15 protein-coding genes are annotated in these 16557 nt (G+C 71.7%); 8 read left to right on the forward strand and 7 right to left on the reverse strand.

What is annotated here, in order from left to right:
* Positions 1–90: 90 nt before the first annotated feature.
* The 5 genes from ACWGKT_RS39700 to ACWGKT_RS39720 all read left to right on the forward strand — a co-directional run bounded on the left by ACWGKT_RS39700 (position 91) and on the right by ACWGKT_RS39720 (position 5136).
* Positions 91–867 (forward strand): MHYT domain-containing protein, encoded by a 777-nt coding sequence (locus tag ACWGKT_RS39700; protein WP_453277499.1) that lies wholly within the window; start codon positions 91–93, stop codon positions 865–867.
* 51 nt (positions 868–918) lie between these two features.
* On the forward strand, positions 919–3462 hold the full coding sequence (locus ACWGKT_RS39705) for a sensor histidine kinase (protein ID WP_453277500.1): 2544 nt from the start codon (positions 919–921) through the stop codon (positions 3460–3462).
* Entirely contained in the window at positions 3459–3896 is a 438-nt protein-coding gene (locus ACWGKT_RS39710) for a roadblock/LC7 domain-containing protein (RefSeq protein WP_453277501.1), read from the forward strand. Before ACWGKT_RS39705 ends, ACWGKT_RS39710 begins: the two co-directional genes overlap by 4 nt.
* A gap of 22 nt (positions 3897–3918) precedes the next feature.
* Positions 3919–4332, forward strand: coding sequence for a DUF742 domain-containing protein (locus tag ACWGKT_RS39715; RefSeq protein ID WP_356152455.1), 414 nt, complete (start codon positions 3919–3921; stop codon positions 4330–4332).
* A gap of 198 nt (positions 4333–4530) precedes the next feature.
* Positions 4531–5136: a GTP-binding protein gene (locus ACWGKT_RS39720; protein WP_235454421.1), complete on the forward strand. Its 606-nt coding sequence runs from the start codon at positions 4531–4533 to the stop codon at positions 5134–5136.
* A 13-nt stretch (positions 5137–5149) separates the two neighbouring features.
* Here ACWGKT_RS39720 and ACWGKT_RS39725 read toward each other — a convergent pair whose 3' ends face one another.
* Positions 5150–5578, reverse strand: a complete 429-nt coding sequence (locus ACWGKT_RS39725; protein ID WP_235454422.1) for a PPOX class F420-dependent oxidoreductase — start codon at positions 5576–5578, stop codon at positions 5150–5152.
* A 93-nt stretch (positions 5579–5671) separates the two neighbouring features.
* Between ACWGKT_RS39725 and ACWGKT_RS39730 the strand changes: the two genes are divergently transcribed.
* Together ACWGKT_RS39730 and ACWGKT_RS39735 are read left to right on the forward strand one after the other, a co-directional pair.
* Complete coding sequence (locus ACWGKT_RS39730) at positions 5672–6085, forward strand: roadblock/LC7 domain-containing protein (RefSeq protein ID WP_356152451.1); 414 nt, start codon at positions 5672–5674, stop codon at positions 6083–6085.
* A gap of 125 nt (positions 6086–6210) precedes the next feature.
* Positions 6211–7188, forward strand: coding sequence for a DUF6397 family protein (locus ACWGKT_RS39735; protein WP_453277502.1), 978 nt, complete (start codon positions 6211–6213; stop codon positions 7186–7188).
* 10 nt (positions 7189–7198) lie between these two features.
* Here ACWGKT_RS39735 and ACWGKT_RS39740 read toward each other — a convergent pair whose 3' ends face one another.
* Together ACWGKT_RS39740 and ACWGKT_RS39745 are read right to left on the reverse strand one after the other, a co-directional pair.
* Positions 7199–8065 carry an acyl-CoA thioesterase gene (locus ACWGKT_RS39740; protein WP_453277503.1) on the reverse strand — a complete coding sequence of 289 codons (867 nt, stop codon included), beginning with the start codon at positions 8063–8065 and terminating at the stop codon, positions 7199–7201.
* Between the two features lie 19 nt (positions 8066–8084).
* Positions 8085–10598, reverse strand: coding sequence for a DEAD/DEAH box helicase (locus ACWGKT_RS39745; protein WP_453277504.1), 2514 nt, complete (start codon positions 10596–10598; stop codon positions 8085–8087).
* A gap of 145 nt (positions 10599–10743) precedes the next feature.
* Between ACWGKT_RS39745 and ACWGKT_RS39750 the strand changes: the two genes are divergently transcribed.
* The gene (locus tag ACWGKT_RS39750; protein WP_356152443.1) at positions 10744–11538 is read left to right on the forward strand and encodes a metal-dependent hydrolase; all 795 of its coding nucleotides are present in this window, start codon (positions 10744–10746) and stop codon (positions 11536–11538) included.
* A 59-nt stretch (positions 11539–11597) separates the two neighbouring features.
* Here the strand turns inward: ACWGKT_RS39750 and ACWGKT_RS39755 are convergent, their stop codons facing one another.
* The 4 genes from ACWGKT_RS39755 to ACWGKT_RS39770 all read right to left on the reverse strand — a co-directional run bounded on the left by ACWGKT_RS39755 (position 11598) and on the right by ACWGKT_RS39770 (position 16420).
* Complete coding sequence (locus tag ACWGKT_RS39755; protein WP_453277505.1) at positions 11598–11876, reverse strand: type B 50S ribosomal protein L31; 279 nt, start codon at positions 11874–11876, stop codon at positions 11598–11600.
* Positions 11877–11921: 45 nt separating this feature from the next.
* Complete coding sequence (locus tag ACWGKT_RS39760; protein ID WP_235454429.1) at positions 11922–12392, reverse strand: DUF5709 domain-containing protein; 471 nt, start codon at positions 12390–12392, stop codon at positions 11922–11924.
* Positions 12393–12764: 372 nt separating this feature from the next.
* On the reverse strand, positions 12765–14546 hold the full coding sequence (locus ACWGKT_RS39765; protein WP_453277506.1) for an ABC transporter ATP-binding protein: 1782 nt from the start codon (positions 14544–14546) through the stop codon (positions 12765–12767).
* Positions 14543–16420: an ABC transporter transmembrane domain-containing protein gene (locus tag ACWGKT_RS39770; protein ID WP_453277507.1), complete on the reverse strand. Its 1878-nt coding sequence runs from the start codon at positions 16418–16420 to the stop codon at positions 14543–14545. The genes ACWGKT_RS39765 and ACWGKT_RS39770 overlap by 4 nt, the downstream gene beginning before the upstream one ends.
* Positions 16421–16557 lie beyond the last annotated feature (137 nt).

Below are 16557 nucleotides of genomic sequence, written 5' to 3' on the forward strand. Positions count from 1 at the left end.
ATCGTTCCAGCGCATCTCCGCGTCACATTGCGACACCTTTCGAAATGCGCCCCCTGCGTGCGCCCCTGCTCCGGCTAGCGTCCCGGGGCCATGGGACACCTGGACCATGCCGCCTTCGGCTGGCTGACCCCCGTACTGTCGTACGCGATGGCCTGTACAGGCGCCGCGCTGGGTCTGCGCTGCACCGTCCGCGCGCTCGGCACCACCGGCCGGTCGCGCCGCAACTGGCTCGTCACTGCGGCCTCCGCGATCGGCACCGGCATCTGGACCATGCACTTCGTGGCCATGCTCGGCTTCAGCGTCAGCGGCACCGACATCCGCTACGACGTACCGCTGACCATTCTCAGCCTCCTCGTCGCCATGGTCGTCGTCTGCGCCGGCGTCTTCGCCGTCGGCTACAGCCGTGACCGCACCCGAGCACTCTTCCTCGGCGGCCTCACCACCGGGCTGGGGGTGGCGAGCATGCACTACCTCGGCATGGCAGCGGTACGCCTGCACGGCGACGTCCGCTACGACCCGGTGCTCGTCGGGATCTCCGTCCTGATCGCGGTCGTCGCGGCGACGGCGGCTCTGTGGGCGGGGCTGAACATCAAGTCGCCCGTCGCGGTCACCGTCGCCTCCCTCGTCATGGGAGCGGCCGTCAGCAGCATGCACTACACCGGAATGTTCGCGGTGAGCGTGCGCGTCACGCCCTCCGCTTCGGTCCTGCCCGGGGCCACGGCGATGCAGTTCATCTTCCCCCTCGCCGTCGGCCTCGGGTCCTACCTCTTCCTCACCTCGGCCTTCGTCGCGCTCTCGCCGACAGCGGGGGAGCGCGAGGCGACCGCCTCGGCCCAACGGCCGGTCGAGAGCGCCACCGCCCACTAGCCGGGGCCCGGCAGAGCGCTCCGCCCCGAACCACTACCGAGCGAGGAGGCCATGCATACACCCCGGAGGACCCCCACGGCCGGCGCGAAGACGCCGTCCCCACCGCCCGTGCGCGGCCGTCGTGCGCACGCCGGACCACCCGCCGACGAGCCCGCGGACGAACCCGTGGGCCCGGCGGCCGACCTCGCGCCCGCGCGCGCGGGACGATGGCGGACCCGGCCCCGGACGGTGCGGGCCAAGGTCGTCTGCCTGCTGATGGTGCCCGTGGTCTCCCTGCTCGCCCTGTGGGCGTACGCCACCGTCAGCACCGCCCAGGACGTGTCCCGGCTGCGGCAGTCCCAGCGCGTAGACGCCGAGCTACGGGCACCCGTCTCCGTTGCCGTCTCCGCCCTGCAGGCCGAGCGGACGGCCGCGGTGCGTCAAGCGACAGACCCGGCCGCCGGACAGAGCGACGACCTCAGGACGCTCGCGGCGCGCACCGACCGTGCCGTGGCACGGTTGCGGCTCGGGGACGACCACACCGTCGCCGACAGCGGCGACCTACCGCGTGGCGTCGCCGCGCGGCTGGAGGTCTTCGTCGCCGACGCCGAGCACCTGCGGACACTGCGCACGGCGCTGCTCGACCGCCGGACCGGCTGGGCCGAGGTGTACGGGCAGTACACCAGGACCATCGCCTCGGGCTTCGGCGTGGACGGCGCCCTCACCGGTGTCCAGGCCGACGACGTCGGTTCCGGCGCGCGCGTGCTGCTGGAGTTCTCCCGCGCGCGTGAGGCCCTGGCCCAGGAGGACGTGCTGCTCACCAGCGCTCGCCTCGCCGGGGGCCTCCAGGGCGCACGGCTACGGCAGTTCACGGGCGCCGTCGAGACACGCCGCACGCTCACCGAGGCCGCCGTCGCCGACCTGCCCGGCGCCCAACGCGCCGCCTGGCAGCGCCTCGCCGACGGCAGCGCCTACACCTCCGTCGGCGCCGTCGAGGACAAGGTCCTCGCCAGTGCCCCGGGCGCCCGTGCGATCGCCGCCGCTCCGCAAGCCACCTGGGACCCGGCACACGCGCGCGTGCAGGACGGCATGCGGGGCATCGAGACCGGCGCCGGCCGTGCCGTCGCGGGGCGTGCCGAACCGTTCACCCGGGGTCTGCTCACCCCGGCCGGGGCCGCGGTCCTCTTCGGACTCGCCGCCGTGGCCGCTTCGCTCGTCATCTCCGTACGCATCGGACGTGCCCTTGTGGTCGAGCTGGTCACCCTGCGCAACAGCGCCCTGGAGATCGCCGGCCGCAAACTTCCCGAGGCCATGCGGAGGCTGCGCGCGGGCGAGGAGATCGACATCCGCGCCGAGACACCCCCCGGACCGCCCGCCGAGGACGAGACCGGACAGGTCGCCGAGGCCCTCGGCACCGTGCACCGCGCGGCCCTGCGCGCCGCCGTGGAGCGTGCCGAACTCGCCAGCGGCATCTCCGGGGTGTTCGTGAACCTCGCCCGCCGCAGCCAGGTCCTGGTCCACCGCCAGCTCAGCCTGCTGGACAGCATGGAGCGCCGCTCCGAGGACCCCGACGAACTGAGCGACCTCTTCCGGCTCGACCACCTGACGACCCGTATGCGGCGCCACGCCGAGAGCCTGATCATCCTGTCCGGCGCCGCACCCGGACGGGCCTGGCGCATTCCGGTGTCCCTCACCAACGTGGTGCGCGCGGCCGTCTCCGAAGTCGAGGACTACGCGCGCGTGGAGGTGCGCCGACTCCCGGAGGCGTTTGTCATCGGCGCGGCCGTCGCCGACCTCACCCATCTGCTCGCCGAGATCGTGGAGAACGCCGCCCAGTTCTCCCCGCCCCACACGCGCGTGCGGATCACCGGCGAGCCCGTCGGCAACGGTTACGCCATGGAGGTCGAGGACCGGGGCCTGGGCATGGGGGCGGACACGCTCGCCGAGGCGAACCGGCGCATCGAGCAGTCCGAGGCACTCGACCTGTTCGACAGCGACCGCCTCGGTCTCTTCGTGGTCAGCAGGCTCGCCGCGCGCCACGGCATCAAGGTGCACCTGCGCACCTCGCCCTACGGCGGCACCACCGCCGTGGTCCTGCTGCCCACCGCGCTGCTGCACAACGGGGTGGCGGAACGTTCCCCTCGCTCGTCGGCGGACGCCGAACCGGCGGCGGAACGCGAGTACGCACGCGTGCCCGGCGCCCACGCCCGCGTGCCCGGTGCCGGCCCGCCCCAGGAGTCCGTCGGCGCGCCCGGAGACAGGCCCGCCCTCGCGGCGACCGCACAGCCATCGGCAGACGCCCGGCCCGACACCCCGCCCCCAGGAGTCACCACCTTGCGGCCGCACCGCCCGTCGAACGACTCCGAAGGCTCCGAAGACCTCCCGCGCCGGGTACGCCAGGCGAACCTCGCCCCTCAACTGCGCGAGCAGCGCCGCGAGGAGCGGGACCGCCCACCGGCCTCCAGCGGCGACGATCCGCGGACTCCCGAACTCGTACGGGACCGCATGGCGGCCTACCGCGACGGCTGGGCGCGCGGCAGCGGAAGGCAGCCCGGCCGCGCAGCCGCTCCGGACACCGAATCGGGCAGTCACAGCAGCGAAGGAGACTATGCATGATCCACGACCCGGGCTTGCGGGCCGCCCAGCGATCCGGTGAACTCGACTGGTTGCTGGACGACCTGGTGGCACGCGTGAGCGACGTGCGGCACGCCGTGGTGCTCTCCAACGACGGCCTCGCGGTCGGCGCTTCCACCGACCTCAAACGCGAGGACGCCGAGCATCTGGCCGCCGTCGCCTCCGGTTTCCACAGCCTCGCCAAGGGCGCGGGCCGGCACTTCGGAGCCGGAGGCGTGCGTCAGACCATGGTGGAGATGGACGACGGTTTCCTCTTCGTGGCGGCCGCCGGGGACGGCTCCTGCCTGACGCTTCTCACCGCCGTGACCGTCGACATCGGACTCGTCGCGTACGAGATGGCACGGCTGGTCAAGCGTGTCGGTGAGCACCTCCGCACGGCGCCGCGCGTCGGTGCTCGCCCACCCGTCGTGGGCTGAGCCGAGAGAGCGGTCGGCACGGATGATCGAGGACAGGGTCGGCGCCCCGCGCGATCAGGGCAGCCAGTGGTACGACATCGAGGCGGGACCTCTGGTCCGCCCCTACGCGATGACGGGCGGCCGCACCAGACCGGGCCCCACCGGGGTGCGATTCGACCTGATCGCGCTCGTCGCGCTCGACCCCGGCGCCCCCGTCGTCGACGACGACACCGCGCTCGGACCCGAGCACCGCACGCTCATCGACCTGTGCCGCACGGAAACGCAGTCCGTCGCCGAACTCGCGGCGGACGCCGACCTTCCCGTCGGAGTGGTCCGGGTGCTCCTCGGCGACCTCCTGGAGCTGGGCTGCGTCACGGTCAGCAGCCCGGTGCCTCCGGCGCAGCTGCCCGACGAGCGCATTCTGCGCGAGGTCATCGAGGGATTGCGGGCGCTGTAGACGAGGGTTCAGAACCAACCGGACGAGCACGGCACACGGTCGCACACCTTTCCGGAAACAACCGGACTCCAGTCGGTCACATCGCGCGGATATCGGGTCAATCACCCGGAAGGGGGAGGGAATTGTCATGATGCTGACTTCGCACCCCGACGTGCTCCCGGACGTCGACCGTACCCGGCACTCCCGAGAGAAGTGATCATGGTATCCGAGCACTCCGTTGCCGCGGATGGCGATCCGTCCGCCCTGGCGCTGAAGATTTTGGTCGCCGGCGGATTCGGCGTGGGCAAGACCACGCTGGTGGGCGCGGTCAGCGAGATCCGCCCTCTGCGCACCGAGGAGCTGCTCAGCGAGGCGGGTCAACTGGTCGACGACACCGACGGCGTGGACCAGAAGGTGACCACGACCGTCGCCATGGACTTCGGCCGTATCACGATCCGCTCCGGCCTCTCCCTCTACCTCTTCGGCACACCCGGCCAGGACCGGTTCTGGTTCCTGTGGGACGAACTGTCGCAAGGGGCCCTGGGTGCCGTGGTCCTGGCCGACACCCGGCGGTTGGAGGACTGCTTCCCGGCGGTGGACTACTTCGAGCACCGGCGCATACCGTTCGTCGTGGCTGTCAACTGCTTCGCCGGTGCCCGCGCTTACAGCGCCCACGAGGTGTGCCGAGCCCTCGACCTCGACCCGGGAACGCCGGTGGTCCTGTGCGACGCCCGCGACCGGGCCTCGGGCAAGGAGGTGCTGATCCGTCTCGTCGAGTACGCCGGACGGATGCACACCGCCCGGCTCCTCGACTCCGTGAGCTGACCGGCGGCGGTTCTCAGCCCGTGAGATCCGTCAGCGCCACGACATTGTCGATGGCGACCCGGACCAGGAGCTCGCCCGGAACGCCGTTGCGGGCACCGAACGCCTCGGCGTGCTCCTCGCCCATGTACCGTGCGGCGATCCGGGTCGCCCAGTGCCGGAGTTCGCCGAGATCCTCGGACAGGCGGGCCCGGCCGTTCAGGACCACGAAGTGGAAGGGCGGCGTGTCGTCGTCCACGCACAGGGCGACCCGCTCGTCGCGGGCCAGATTGCGCCCCTTCACCGTCTCCTTTCCGGTGTTGAAGACCACCTCGTCCCCGTCCAGCAGAAACCAGACCGGCGCCACGTGCGGGCTCCCGTCGGCGCGTACGGTCGACAACTTGCCGGTGCGGGTGCCGTGCGAGACGAACTCCCGCCATTGCTCATCGGTCATCTTCTGTGCCATGGCCCCATCCTCCTTGCCCGGACGGCGGTCGTGGGGAAGGCTGGCGGACAGATCCTCCGGCCAGGGAGGAGACATCACACGGGGAGCGGGAGCATGGCGCAGAACCAGGGACTCGGCTGGTTGCTCGACGACCTGACCGGGCGCGTGGAACACGTACGGCACGCGCTGGTCCTGTCGAACGACGGGCTGGTGACGGGTTCGAGCACGGGCCTGCGCCGTGAGGACGCGGAGCATCTCGCCGCCGTCGCCTCCGGACTACACAGCCTGGCCAAGGGTTCGGGACGCCACTTCGGCGCGGGCAGGGTGCGCCAGACGATGATCGAGTACGACGACGCGGTCCTGTTCGTCACCGCGGCCGGCACCGGCAGCTGTCTGTGCGTGCTCAGCGGCGCGGAGGCTGACATAGGCCAGATCGCCTACGAGATGACCCTGCTGGTCAACCGCGTCGGCGAGCACCTCGGCGTCGACGCCCGGCACCCCGAGCGTACTTCCCCGGCAGACCTCTGACCTGCCGTTTTGTCCTTGCCCGTGGAGTTATCCACAGGCTCGCCACGCGATTCGCCGGACCGGCTACGGTTTTTTCACGGCGAGCGCACACGGCGTGAGCCACCCACTCCACGGGGGAGACGACCATGTCGGGCACCACCATCACGCAACCCCGCCCCCTCACCTGCGCGCCCAGCCGCGCCGCACGCGAACTGGAACTCAAACGGGGAGAGTTCGACCTCGCCGTGCACCTCGGCCGGATCCGCACCATGCCCGACGAGGGAGGAGGAGGGGGCCGCAGGATCGAGCACGCCGAGATCGACCGGCTGCGTGCACAGGACGGCTTCCCCGAAGTGCTCCGCGACGGTGTCCGGGCCGTCGGCACCACCGAGGGCGCGAAGATCATGAACGTGCCCGCCACCCGGTTCACCCGGCTCGCGCGGCTGGGGCTGGTGGTGCCGGTGAAGTACTACCTCAACCGTTACCGCGCCGTGGTGTGGCTCTATCTCGCCCAGGAACTGGAGGAGTTCGCGGACGACGAGAAGAACTCCTTTCTGCTGACGGGACGTACGCCCGAGGTACTGCGGGCCCAACTGACGGCGGGCGTGGATCTGCGAGCCCGCAACTGGCGCGGACGTCATCTGGGATTTCTGCTGCGTCTGGCCGAGGAACCGTGGCAACGGGCGGGGGCCGTGGCGGCCTTTCTCGACCCCGCTCATGTCGCGGACGTCGTGAGGGACCCCCACGAACGGTCCCATCTCAACCGGTTCCGCCCGGCGCCACCCACCCACGGGGCACCGGGATCACCTTCCGCACACCTAGCCCAGGAGATCATGACGGCGAGCGACCAGGACGAGATCGGCTGGCTGAGGAACGACCTGGCCCGGGCCGTGGAGGAAGCTCGCGGGCACCGGCCCGCGCCGAGCCCGGCCCCACGCGGTGAGGCCCCAGCGACCCCGCACAGCGCCCCCTTGGCTCAGCACCGCGCCCCCGCGGCCGCACGCAGGGCCTCCGCGCCGGAGGCGTCCGTGGCACCGGAGCAGCCCCGCCGTCTGCTGGGCTGGCTGCGCCGCAGAAGCCCCCGGCCGCCGTGCTCCGAAGCATCCGCTCGCGCGGCGGTCTGAACCGGCCGGTCTACAGGGCCCTGAACAGACCTTCCTGGACGACCGAGACGAGCAGCCGGCCCTGTAGGTCATAGATGCGGCCCCGCGCCAGACCGCGCCCGCCGGTCGCGACCGGGGACTCCTGGTCGTACAGGAACCACTCGTCCGCGCGGAACGGCCGGTGGAACCACATGGCGTGGTCCAGCGACGCCATGTCGAAGTTCCGCGCACCCCACAGGGGTTCGATGGGGATCCGGACGGCGTCCAGGAGCGTCATGTCACTGGCGTAGGTGAGCGCGCAGGTGTGCACCAGCGGGTCGTCGCCCAGTGGTCCGACCGCACGCATCCACACCGCGCTGCGCGGCTCGCAGCCGTCGATCTCCTCGGGGTGCCACCGCAGTCGGTCGACGTAACGGATGTCGAAGGGCTGCCGGCGTGCCATCCGCTCCAACTGCTCGGGCAGCGCGCCCAGGTGCTTGCGGATCTCGTCCGCGAGCGTCGGTAGGGACTCCGGGTGCGGCACCTCGCGGGCCGGCGGCAACTGGTGCTCGAAAGGTCCTTCCTCAGGCTTGTGAAAGGAGGCGGTCAGATTGAAGATCGTGCGGCCGTGCTGCACGGCGGTGACCCGGCGCGTGGTGAACGACAGCCCGTCGCGGATCCGCTCCACCTGGTACACGATCGGCACGCCCGGCCGCCCCGGGCGCAGGAAGTACGCGTGCAGTGAGTGCACCGGTCGCTCGCCGTCCGTGGTACGCCCGGCGGCGATCAGCGCCTGCCCCGCCACCTGGCCGCCGAAGACCCGCTGGAACGACTCCTGCGGGCTTCGGCCACGGAAGATGTTGACCTCGATCTGCTCAAGGTCGAGCAGGTCGACGAGTTTTTCGGCCGGGTTCGTCATGCGGGGGACTCTCCTGTCCTCACAGCTGGCCGACGTCGGTCACGCGGACGACGGCGCGGCCCTCGGCGTCGGAGGCCGCGAGGTCGACCTCCGCGCTGATGCCCCAGTCGTGGTCGTCGTTCGGGTCGTCGAAGATCTGGCGGACGCGCCACAGTTTGTTCTGCGGCTCCTCCTGGATGACGAGCAGCTTGGGGCCGCGCGCGTCGGGTCCGGTGCCCAGGTCCTCGTACTCGTCCCAGTACTTGTCCATGGCCTCGCCCCAGGCCTCGGCGTCCCAGCCGGCCTCGGCGTCCATCTCGCCCAGCTCGTCGACCTGGTCGAGGGCGGCGAGCTCCACGCGCCGGAACATCGCGTTGCGGACCAGGACGCGGAAGGCGCGCGCGTTGGTGGTGACCGGCTTGACCTCGTCGGCCTTCTCCTGGGCCTCCTCGGCGGTCATCTCCTCCGGGTTGGCCAGCTGCTCCCACTCGTCCAGCAGGCTGGAGTCGACCTGGCGCACCATCTCACCGAGCCACTCGATCAGGTCCTGGAGGTCCTCGGACTTCAGATCGTCCGGGATGGTGTGGTCGAGCGTCTTGTAGGCGCTGGCGAGGTAGCGCAGCACGATGCCCTCGATGCGGGCCAGCTCGTAGAAGGACACCAGCTCCGTGAAGGACAGGGCCCGTTCGTACATGTCCCGGATGACGGACTTCGGGGACAGCGGGTGGTCGCCGACCCAGGGGTGGCTCTTGCGGTAGGTGTTGTACGCGTGGAAGAGGAGCTCCTCCAGGGGCTTCGGGTACGTGACGTCCTGGAGGCGCTCCATCCGCTCCTCGTACTCGACCCCGTCCGCCTTCATCGCGGCGACGGCCTCGCCGCGCGCCTTGTTCTGCTGGGCGACGAGGATCTGGCGGGGGTCGTCCAGCGTGGACTCGACGACGGAGACCATGTCCAGGGCGTAGGACGGCGAATCCGGGTCGAGCAGCTCGAACGAGGCCAGCGCGAACGTGGACAGCGGCTGGTTGAGCGCGAAGTCCTGCTGGAGATCGACGGTGAGGCGGACGATGCGCCCCTCGGCGTCCGGCTTGTCCAGCTTCTCGACGATGCCGCCGTCCAGCAGCGACCGGTAGATGGCGATCGCCCGCCGGATGTGCCTGAGCTGCTGCTTGCGCGGCTCGTGGTTGTCCTCCAGCAGGTGCCGCATGGCCTCGAAGGCGTTGCCGGGCCGGGCGATCACCGACAGCAGCATCGTGTGCGTGACGCGGAAGCGGGAGGTCAGCGGCTCCGGCTCGGAGGCGATCAGCTTCTCGAAGGTGTTGTCCGTCCAGCCGACGAAGCCCTCCGGAGCCTTCTTGCGGACCACCTTGCGGCGCTTCTTCGGGTCCTCGCCCGCCTTGGCGAGCGCCTTCTCGTTCTCGATGACGTGCTCGGGCGCCTGCGCCACCACGAGCCCGGCCGTGTCGAAGCCCGCCCGGCCGGCCCGCCCCGCGATCTGGTGGAACTCACGGGCGCGCAGGGTGCGCACACGGTTGCCGTCGTACTTGGTCAGCGCGGTGAACAGGACGGTGCGGATCGGCACGTTGACACCGACGCCGAGCGTGTCCGTGCCGCAGATGACCTTCAGCAGGCCGGCCTGCGCGAGCTTCTCCACCAGGCGCCGGTACTTGGGCAGCATGCCCGCGTGATGGACGCCGATGCCGTGGCGGACGTAACGGGAGAGGTTGCGGCCGAACTTGGTGGTGAAGCGGAAGTTGCCGATCAGCTCGGCGATCTGGTCCTTCTCCTCGCGCGAGCACATGTTGATGCTCATCAGCGCCTGCGCCCGCTCCACGGCCTGCGCCTGGGTGAAGTGGACGATGTAGACGGGCGCTTGCTTGGTCTCCAGCAGGTCGGTGAGCGTCTCCGTGAGCGGGGTGAGCTTGTACTCGTAGGACAACGGCACGGGACGGGTGGCCGAGCGGACCACGGCGGTGGGGCGGCCGGTGCGGCGGGCGAGGTCCTTCTCGAAGAAGGAGACGTCGCCGAGCGTGGCCGACATCAGGATGAACTGTGCCTGCGGAAGTTCGAGCAGCGGGATCTGCCAGGCCCAGCCGCGGTCGCCCTCCGCGTAGAAGTGGAACTCGTCCATGACGACCTGGCCGACGTCCGCGTCCTTGCCGTCGCGCAGCGCGATGGACGCGAGCACCTCGGCGGTGCAGCAGATGACGGGCGCGTCCGCGTTGACGGACGCGTCGCCGGTGAGCATGCCGACGTTCTCGGTGCCGAAGAGCTTGCACAGCTCGAAGAACTTCTCCGACACCAGCGCCTTGATGGGAGCCGTGTAGAAAGTGACCTCGTCGCGGGCCAGCGCGGCGAAGTGGGCGCCCGCTGCGATCATGCTCTTACCGGAGCCGGTGGGCGTCGAAACGATCACGTTCGCACCCGAGACCGCCTCGATCAGCGCCTCCTCCTGATGGGGGTAGAGCGTGAGACCGCGCTCCTGGGCCCACGACTCGAAGGCTTCGTAGAGGGCGTCGGGGTCGGCGGTCGGCGGCAGCTGATCGATGAGGGTCACGCACCCATCTTGCCTGGCGTCCCGGCCTATGGGGGAATCGGCTGCGAGTACGAAGATCATGGCCGCTACGCTGTGTCGCCGACGGAGCGTCAATGCACCCGGTCAACTGGACAGCGGCACACGAGGAATGGGGCGGGGAACGGCCATGATGGGACCAGCACACTCACTGTCGGGGGCCGCGGCCTGGCTCGGCGTAGGGGCGGCGGCCGCCGCGGCGGGGCATGCGATGCCCTGGCCGGTGGTTCTGTCCGGCGCGCTGATCTGCGCGGGCGCGGCACTCGCCCCCGACCTGGACCACAAGGCGGCCACCATCTCGCGCGCCTTCGGGCCGCTGTCGCGCTGGGTCTGCGAGATCGTGGACAAGCTGTCCTACGCCGTCTACAAGGCGACCAGGAAGCAGGGCGACCCGCGGCGCTCCGGCGGGCACCGCACCCTGACCCACACCTGGCTGTGGGCGGTCCTCATCGGCGCGGGGACCGCGGCCCTGGCGATCGCCGGGGGCCGTTGGGCGGTGCTGGCGATCCTCTTCGTGCACATGGTGCTGGCGATCGAGGGTCTGCTGTGGCGGGCGGCTCGCGGCTCCAGCAGCGATGTCCTGGTCTGGCTGCTGGCGGCGACCAGCGCCTGGATCCTCGCGGGTGTGCTGGACAAGCCGGGCAACGGCTCGCACTGGCTGTTCACGGAGCCCGGGCAGCAGTACCTGTGGCTGGGGCTGCCGATCGTGCTGGGCGCGCTGGTGCACGACCTCGGGGACGCGCTGACGGTCTCCGGCTGCCCGGTCCTGTGGCCGATCCCGATCGGCCGCAAGCGCTGGTACCCGGTGGGTCCGCCGAAGGTCATGCGGTTCCGGGCGGGCAGCTGGGTCGAGCTCAAGGTGCTGATGCCGGTGTTCATGCTGCTCGGCGGAGTGGGCTGCGCGGCCGCGCTCAACGTGATCTGACGGACGGGCCTCGTCGTCCGGCGGGCGGCCGGGGTCGGCCTCCGGCGGGCGGGCCCGGGTCAGGCGGGCCCGCCGCCTCCCCCGGAGTCCTGCGCGGCCCCGCCGTAGCGCCGCTCGAAGCGGGCGACGCGGCCCTCCGAGTCGACCGTGCGGGCCTTGCCGGTGTAGAAGGGGTGGCTCTCCGAGGAGATCTCCACGTCGACCACCGGGTACGTCGCGCCGTCGTCCCATTCGATGGTCTGGTCGCTGGCCGCCGTGGACCGGGTCAGGAAGGCGTATCCGGCGGAGCGGTCACGGAAGACCACGGGGTGGTAGTCGGGGTGCTTGTCCTGCTGCATGGCTGCTCCTCGCACGGGGCGGTCGGCGGGCAGGGGACTGCGGGGTCAGCTGTAGAAAGTGTCCTCGTCCACGATGTGCATCGCGGCCTCCTCGGCGGAGGCGGCCGCGCCGTCGATGCCCACGTCCGTGGCGACCAGGGCGCTCTCCTCGTCCTCGTGCGCCCCTTCGTCGGGGGCCACCAGGCGGCCGGAGCGGAGGGCGCCGACCTCGTTGTCCAGCGCCTCGCCGTCGGTGCCCTGGCAGTCACCGATGCCGTCGCCGTCGGGCACGACAAGATCGGGCAACTCCTCGGCCAGGCGTTGGTCCAAGCTCTCGCCCTGGTGGCGCTCCGCCGCCGTGACACCGCTGTGCTCCACTGCCCACGGCCGCTCGGGAGGGGACCAGCCGCGGTCCAGGGGATCGTCGACACCGTCGTCGACCAGTGTGTCCTCCGCGTCGAGCAGCCCCGAGTCCTCCCGGATCTCGGATCCATCGGGCTGGTAGACGTCGTCTCCCCATCCGTCGGCGCTGTCCACGGGTACCTCCTGGTGAAGACGGCCCGTTCTCACCGCGGTCGGCGAAGGTCCGCCGGCGCGCGCGGCACGGGTGTCACCCGGTTCGAACCGGACGGTTTCCGGGCGTCCCCCGAACCGGTGCCGCTATCCAGCCTTCCACCCCTGATCGGCACTGCGCAACGGCACGGGCACTGGCCTGCGGGTGCGCGGCCCGTCTCGGGTCCCCTCCGCGTCCCGGCAGCGCGAGTACCCGCCCCGGCCACGATCACGCACGGCCCACCGCCCAGCCCTGCGGCGCCGCAGGCCGAGGCCCGCCAGGCCCCCACCGACACGCCCGCCCGCCGGGGCCCGGTCCCGCGGACCGAGCCACCCGCCGGTGTCGGTTCCGGCCGGTCACCCGTGCCAGGAACGCCACAGTGCCGCGTAGGCGCCGTCCGCCTCGACCAGCTGATCGTGGCTGCCGAGCTCACTGATACGACCGTTCTCGACGACCGCGATGACGTCCGCGTCGTGGGCGGTGTGCAGGCGGTGCGCGATGGCGACCACGGTGCGGCCGTCGAGGACGCGGGCCAGGGAGCGCTCCAGGTGCCGCGCGGCGCGCGGGTCGAGGAGCGAGGTCGCCTCGTCCAGGACCAGCGTGTGCGGGTCGGCCAGCACCAGGCGGGCCAGCGCGATCTGCTGGGCCTGGGCGGGGGTGAGCGCGAGTCCGCCCGAGCCGACCTCGGTGTCCAGGCCGTCGTCCAGTGCCCGCGCCCAGCCGTCCGCGTCGACCGCGCCCAGGGCCGCCCACAGCTCGGCGTCGACGGCGTCCGCCCGGGCCAGCAGGATGTTGTCGCGCAGGGAGCCCACGAAGACGTGGTGCTCCTGGTTGACCAGGGCCACGTGGGAGCGGATCCGCTCGGCGGGCATCCGGGACAGTTCGGCATCGCCCAGCGTGATGCGGCCGGCCCCGGGCGCGTAGATACCGGCGAGCAGACGGCCCAGGGTGGACTTGCCCGCACCCGAAGGGCCGACCAGCGCCACCCGGGTGCCGGGCGCGACCTCGAGGGACACCTCGCGCAGGACGTCGACGCCCTCGCGGTAGCCGAATCGCACCGCGTCCGCGCGCACGGTGCGCCCGTCGGGGGCGAGCGAACTGTCCCCGGCGTCCGGCTCGATGTCGCGCACGCCGACCAGGCGGGCCAGCGAGACCTGGGCGACCTGCACCTCGTCGTACCAGCGCAGGATCAGGTTCACCGGGTCGACCAGCAACTGCGCGATGAGCGCCCCGGTGGTCAGCTGTCCCACGTCGATCCAGTCGTGCAGGACGAAGACACCGCCGACCATCAGCACCGAGCCGAGCACCACCACGTGCGTGGCGTTGATGACGGGGAAGAGCACCGAGCGCAGCCACAGTGTGTAGCGCTCCCAGGCCGTCCATTCCTTGATCCGGCGCTCCGACAGGGCGACGCGGCGGGCCCCGAGACGATGCGCCTCGACGGTCCGGCCCGCGTCGACCGTCTCGGCCAGCGCGGCGGCAACGGCCGCGTATCCGGCGGACTCCGAGCGGTAGCCGGACGGCGCTCGCTTGAAGTACCAGCGGCAGCCCACGACCAGCACCGGTACGGCGAGCAGCACCGCAGCCGCCAGCGGGGGCGCGGTGACCACGAGGCCGCCCAGCAACAGCACGACCCACACCACACCGATCGCGAGCTGCGGCACCGCCTCGCGCATGGCGTTGGCGAGCCGGTCGATGTCCGTGGTGATCCGGGACAGCAGGTCGCCGGTGCCCGCCCTTTCCAGGACACCCGGCGGCAGTCCCACCGACCGGACGAGGAAGTCCTCGCGCAGGTCGGCCAGCATCCGCTCGCCGAGCATCGCGCCGCGCAATCGCACCTCGCGCACGAACACGGCCTGCACGGCCAGCGCGAGCACGAACAGCCCGACGGTCAGACCGAGATGCAGCTCCCGTGCTCCGTCGGACACCCGCTCGACGAGCCCGCCCAGCAGGTACGGGCCCGCCATGGAGGACACCACGGCCACGGTGTTGACGGCGATGAGGAGCAGGAAGGCGCGGCGGTGGCGCCGGAACAGTTCGGCCACGTAGGCGCGCACGGTCGCGGTGGCGCCGACGGGCAGGGTGGTGGCCGTCGTCGGGGCCGCCGGGTCGTACGCCGGTGGCGCAACGCCGATCATGCGCTCTCCTCGATCTCTTCGAACGTGTCCAGCCGGTTGGCGGCCTCGTCGTCCAGCCCGTTGCGCAGGGCTGCCCGGTCGTCGTGCCGCGTCTTCCGTAGAGCTGCCTCGTGGTCGTCCAACCTGGTCCGCAGGGCGGCTTCGTCATCGGTCTCACGTGTGACGACCGCCCGGTACAGGGGATCCGTGTGCACCAGTTCGCGGTGCGTGCCGACCGCGACGACCTCGTCCTCGTGCACCATGACGACCCGGTCCGCGCGGTCCAGGAGCAGCGGGGACGAGGTGAACACCACGGTGGTGCGTCCCGTCCGCAGCGTCCGCACCCCCTCCGCGATCCGCGCCTCGGTGTGCGAGTCGACGGCGGAGGTCGGCTCGTCCAGGACGAGCACCTCCGGGTCGGTGATCAGGGACCGGGCGAGCGCGAGCCGTTGGCGCTGGCCGCCCGACAGCGAGCGCCCGCGCTCCGTGATGCGGGCGTCCATCGGATCCCCCTCGTCCAGGGCCCCCTGGACGAGCGCGTCCAGGACGTCCCCGCACTGCGCGGCCGCCAGCGCCTCCTCGGCCCCGACCCCGCCGGACGCGGGGACGTCGAGCAGCTCGCGCAGCGAACCGGACAGCAGGACCGGGTCCTTGTCCTGGACGAGGACGGCGGTGCGGGCGGTGTCGAGGGGCAGCTCGTCGAGCGGCACGCCGCCTAGCAGGACCGACGGGCCGGCCTCGGAGGGATGCCCGCCGAGGCGTTCGGCGAGGCGTCCCGCCGCGTCCGGGTCGCCGCAGACCACGGCGGTGAGGCTGCCGCTGGGCGCGAGCAGAGCGGTGGCCGGGTCGTACAGGTCGCCGCTCGGGGCGTCGGCCTCGCGCGATCCTCCGGCGTCGGTGGTCCGGCGCAGGGACAGCACGCGGGCGGCACGTTTGGCCGACGGGCGCGAGAAGGAGTACGCCATGGCGATCTCCTCGAAGTGCCGCAGCGGGTAGGTGAGGACCATGACCGCGCTGTAGACGGTGACCAGTTCGCCGACGGTGATCCGGCCCTGGCGGGCGAGATGGACGCCCTGCCAGACGACCGCGATCAGCAGCAGCCCCGGCAGCGACACCTGGATCGCGGAGATCAGGGACCACATCCGGGCGCTGCGGACGGCCGCGCGCCGTACCTCCTGGGAGGCGCGGCGGTAGCGGTCGAGGAACAGTTCCTCGCCGCCGATGCCGCGCAGCACCCGCAGACCGGCGACGGTGTCCGAGGCCAGCTCGGTCGCCCGGCCCGCCTTCTCGCGCTGGAAGTCGGCGCGCCGGGTCGCCCGGGGCAGCAGCGGCAGGACGGCGAGCGCCAGCACGGGCAGCCCGACCGCGACGATGACGCCGAGCGCCGGCTGGTAGACGACCAGGCCGACGCAGACCACGACGACCGTCAGCGCGGCGGCGGTGAAGCGCGACACGGCCTCGACGAACCAGCCGATCTTCTCCACGTCGCCGGTCGAGACGGCCACCACCTCACCGGCCGCGACCCGCCGGGTCAGCGCGGAGCCCAGCTCGGCGGACTGACGGGCCAGCAGTTGTTGGACGCGGGCGGCGGCGGTGATCCAGTTGGTGACCGCGGTCCGGTGCAGGAAGGTGTCGCCCACGGCGATGGCCACGCCGCACAGCGCCATCAGCGCGCCGGTCCGGACCAGCCGGGTGCCGGAGCGGTCGACGACGGCCTGGACGGCGAGGCCGACACAGAACGGCAGGGCGGAGACGGACACGAAGTGCAGCAGGCCCCAGGCCAGTGCCTTCAGCTGTCCGCCCAACTGGTTCCGCCCCAGCCACCACAGGAATCGGGGACCCGAGCGTGCGTCGGGCACACCCGGGTCGGGATACGGAAGGTCTTGAATCTGCATGACGTCCCAGCGGCTCTCGTCAGGCGGGGAAGCGGCAACAAGCCGTGAAAGGTTCGCGTCGGAGCGTGGTCGAAATCAAACGGTTTTCCTGGACGGCGAGAATCGGCGGGCTTCGGTGCGCCGTTCGGGGCGATGTC

The sequence above is a fragment of the Streptomyces sp. NPDC054794 genome (genome assembly GCF_053611585.1).

Excerpts from the sequence above, each read along its gene's own strand:
- ACWGKT_RS39720 (WP_235454421.1), top strand. The coding sequence starts at position 4,531 with ATGGTATCCGAGCACTCCGTTGCCGCGGATGGCGATCCGTCCGCCCTG.
- ACWGKT_RS39710 (WP_453277501.1), top strand. The coding sequence starts at position 3,459 with ATGATCCACGACCCGGGCTTGCGGGCCGCCCAGCGATCCGGTGAACTC.
- ACWGKT_RS39770 (WP_453277507.1), bottom strand. The coding sequence starts at position 16,420 with ATGCAGATTCAAGACCTTCCGTATCCCGACCCGGGTGTGCCCGACGCA.
- ACWGKT_RS39700 (WP_453277499.1), top strand. The coding sequence starts at position 91 with ATGGGACACCTGGACCATGCCGCCTTCGGCTGGCTGACCCCCGTACTG.
- ACWGKT_RS39740 (WP_453277503.1), bottom strand. The coding sequence starts at position 8,065 with ATGACGAACCCGGCCGAAAAACTCGTCGACCTGCTCGACCTTGAGCAG.
- ACWGKT_RS39755 (WP_453277505.1), bottom strand. The coding sequence starts at position 11,876 with ATGCAGCAGGACAAGCACCCCGACTACCACCCCGTGGTCTTCCGTGAC.
- ACWGKT_RS39765 (WP_453277506.1), bottom strand. The coding sequence starts at position 14,546 with ATGATCGGCGTTGCGCCACCGGCGTACGACCCGGCGGCCCCGACGACG.
- ACWGKT_RS39705 (WP_453277500.1), top strand. The coding sequence starts at position 919 with ATGCATACACCCCGGAGGACCCCCACGGCCGGCGCGAAGACGCCGTCC.
- ACWGKT_RS39750 (WP_356152443.1), top strand. The coding sequence starts at position 10,744 with ATGATGGGACCAGCACACTCACTGTCGGGGGCCGCGGCCTGGCTCGGC.
- ACWGKT_RS39725 (WP_235454422.1), bottom strand. The coding sequence starts at position 5,578 with ATGGCACAGAAGATGACCGATGAGCAATGGCGGGAGTTCGTCTCGCAC.
- ACWGKT_RS39715 (WP_356152455.1), top strand. The coding sequence starts at position 3,919 with ATGATCGAGGACAGGGTCGGCGCCCCGCGCGATCAGGGCAGCCAGTGG.
- ACWGKT_RS39730 (WP_356152451.1), top strand. The coding sequence starts at position 5,672 with ATGGCGCAGAACCAGGGACTCGGCTGGTTGCTCGACGACCTGACCGGG.
- ACWGKT_RS39735 (WP_453277502.1), top strand. The coding sequence starts at position 6,211 with ATGTCGGGCACCACCATCACGCAACCCCGCCCCCTCACCTGCGCGCCC.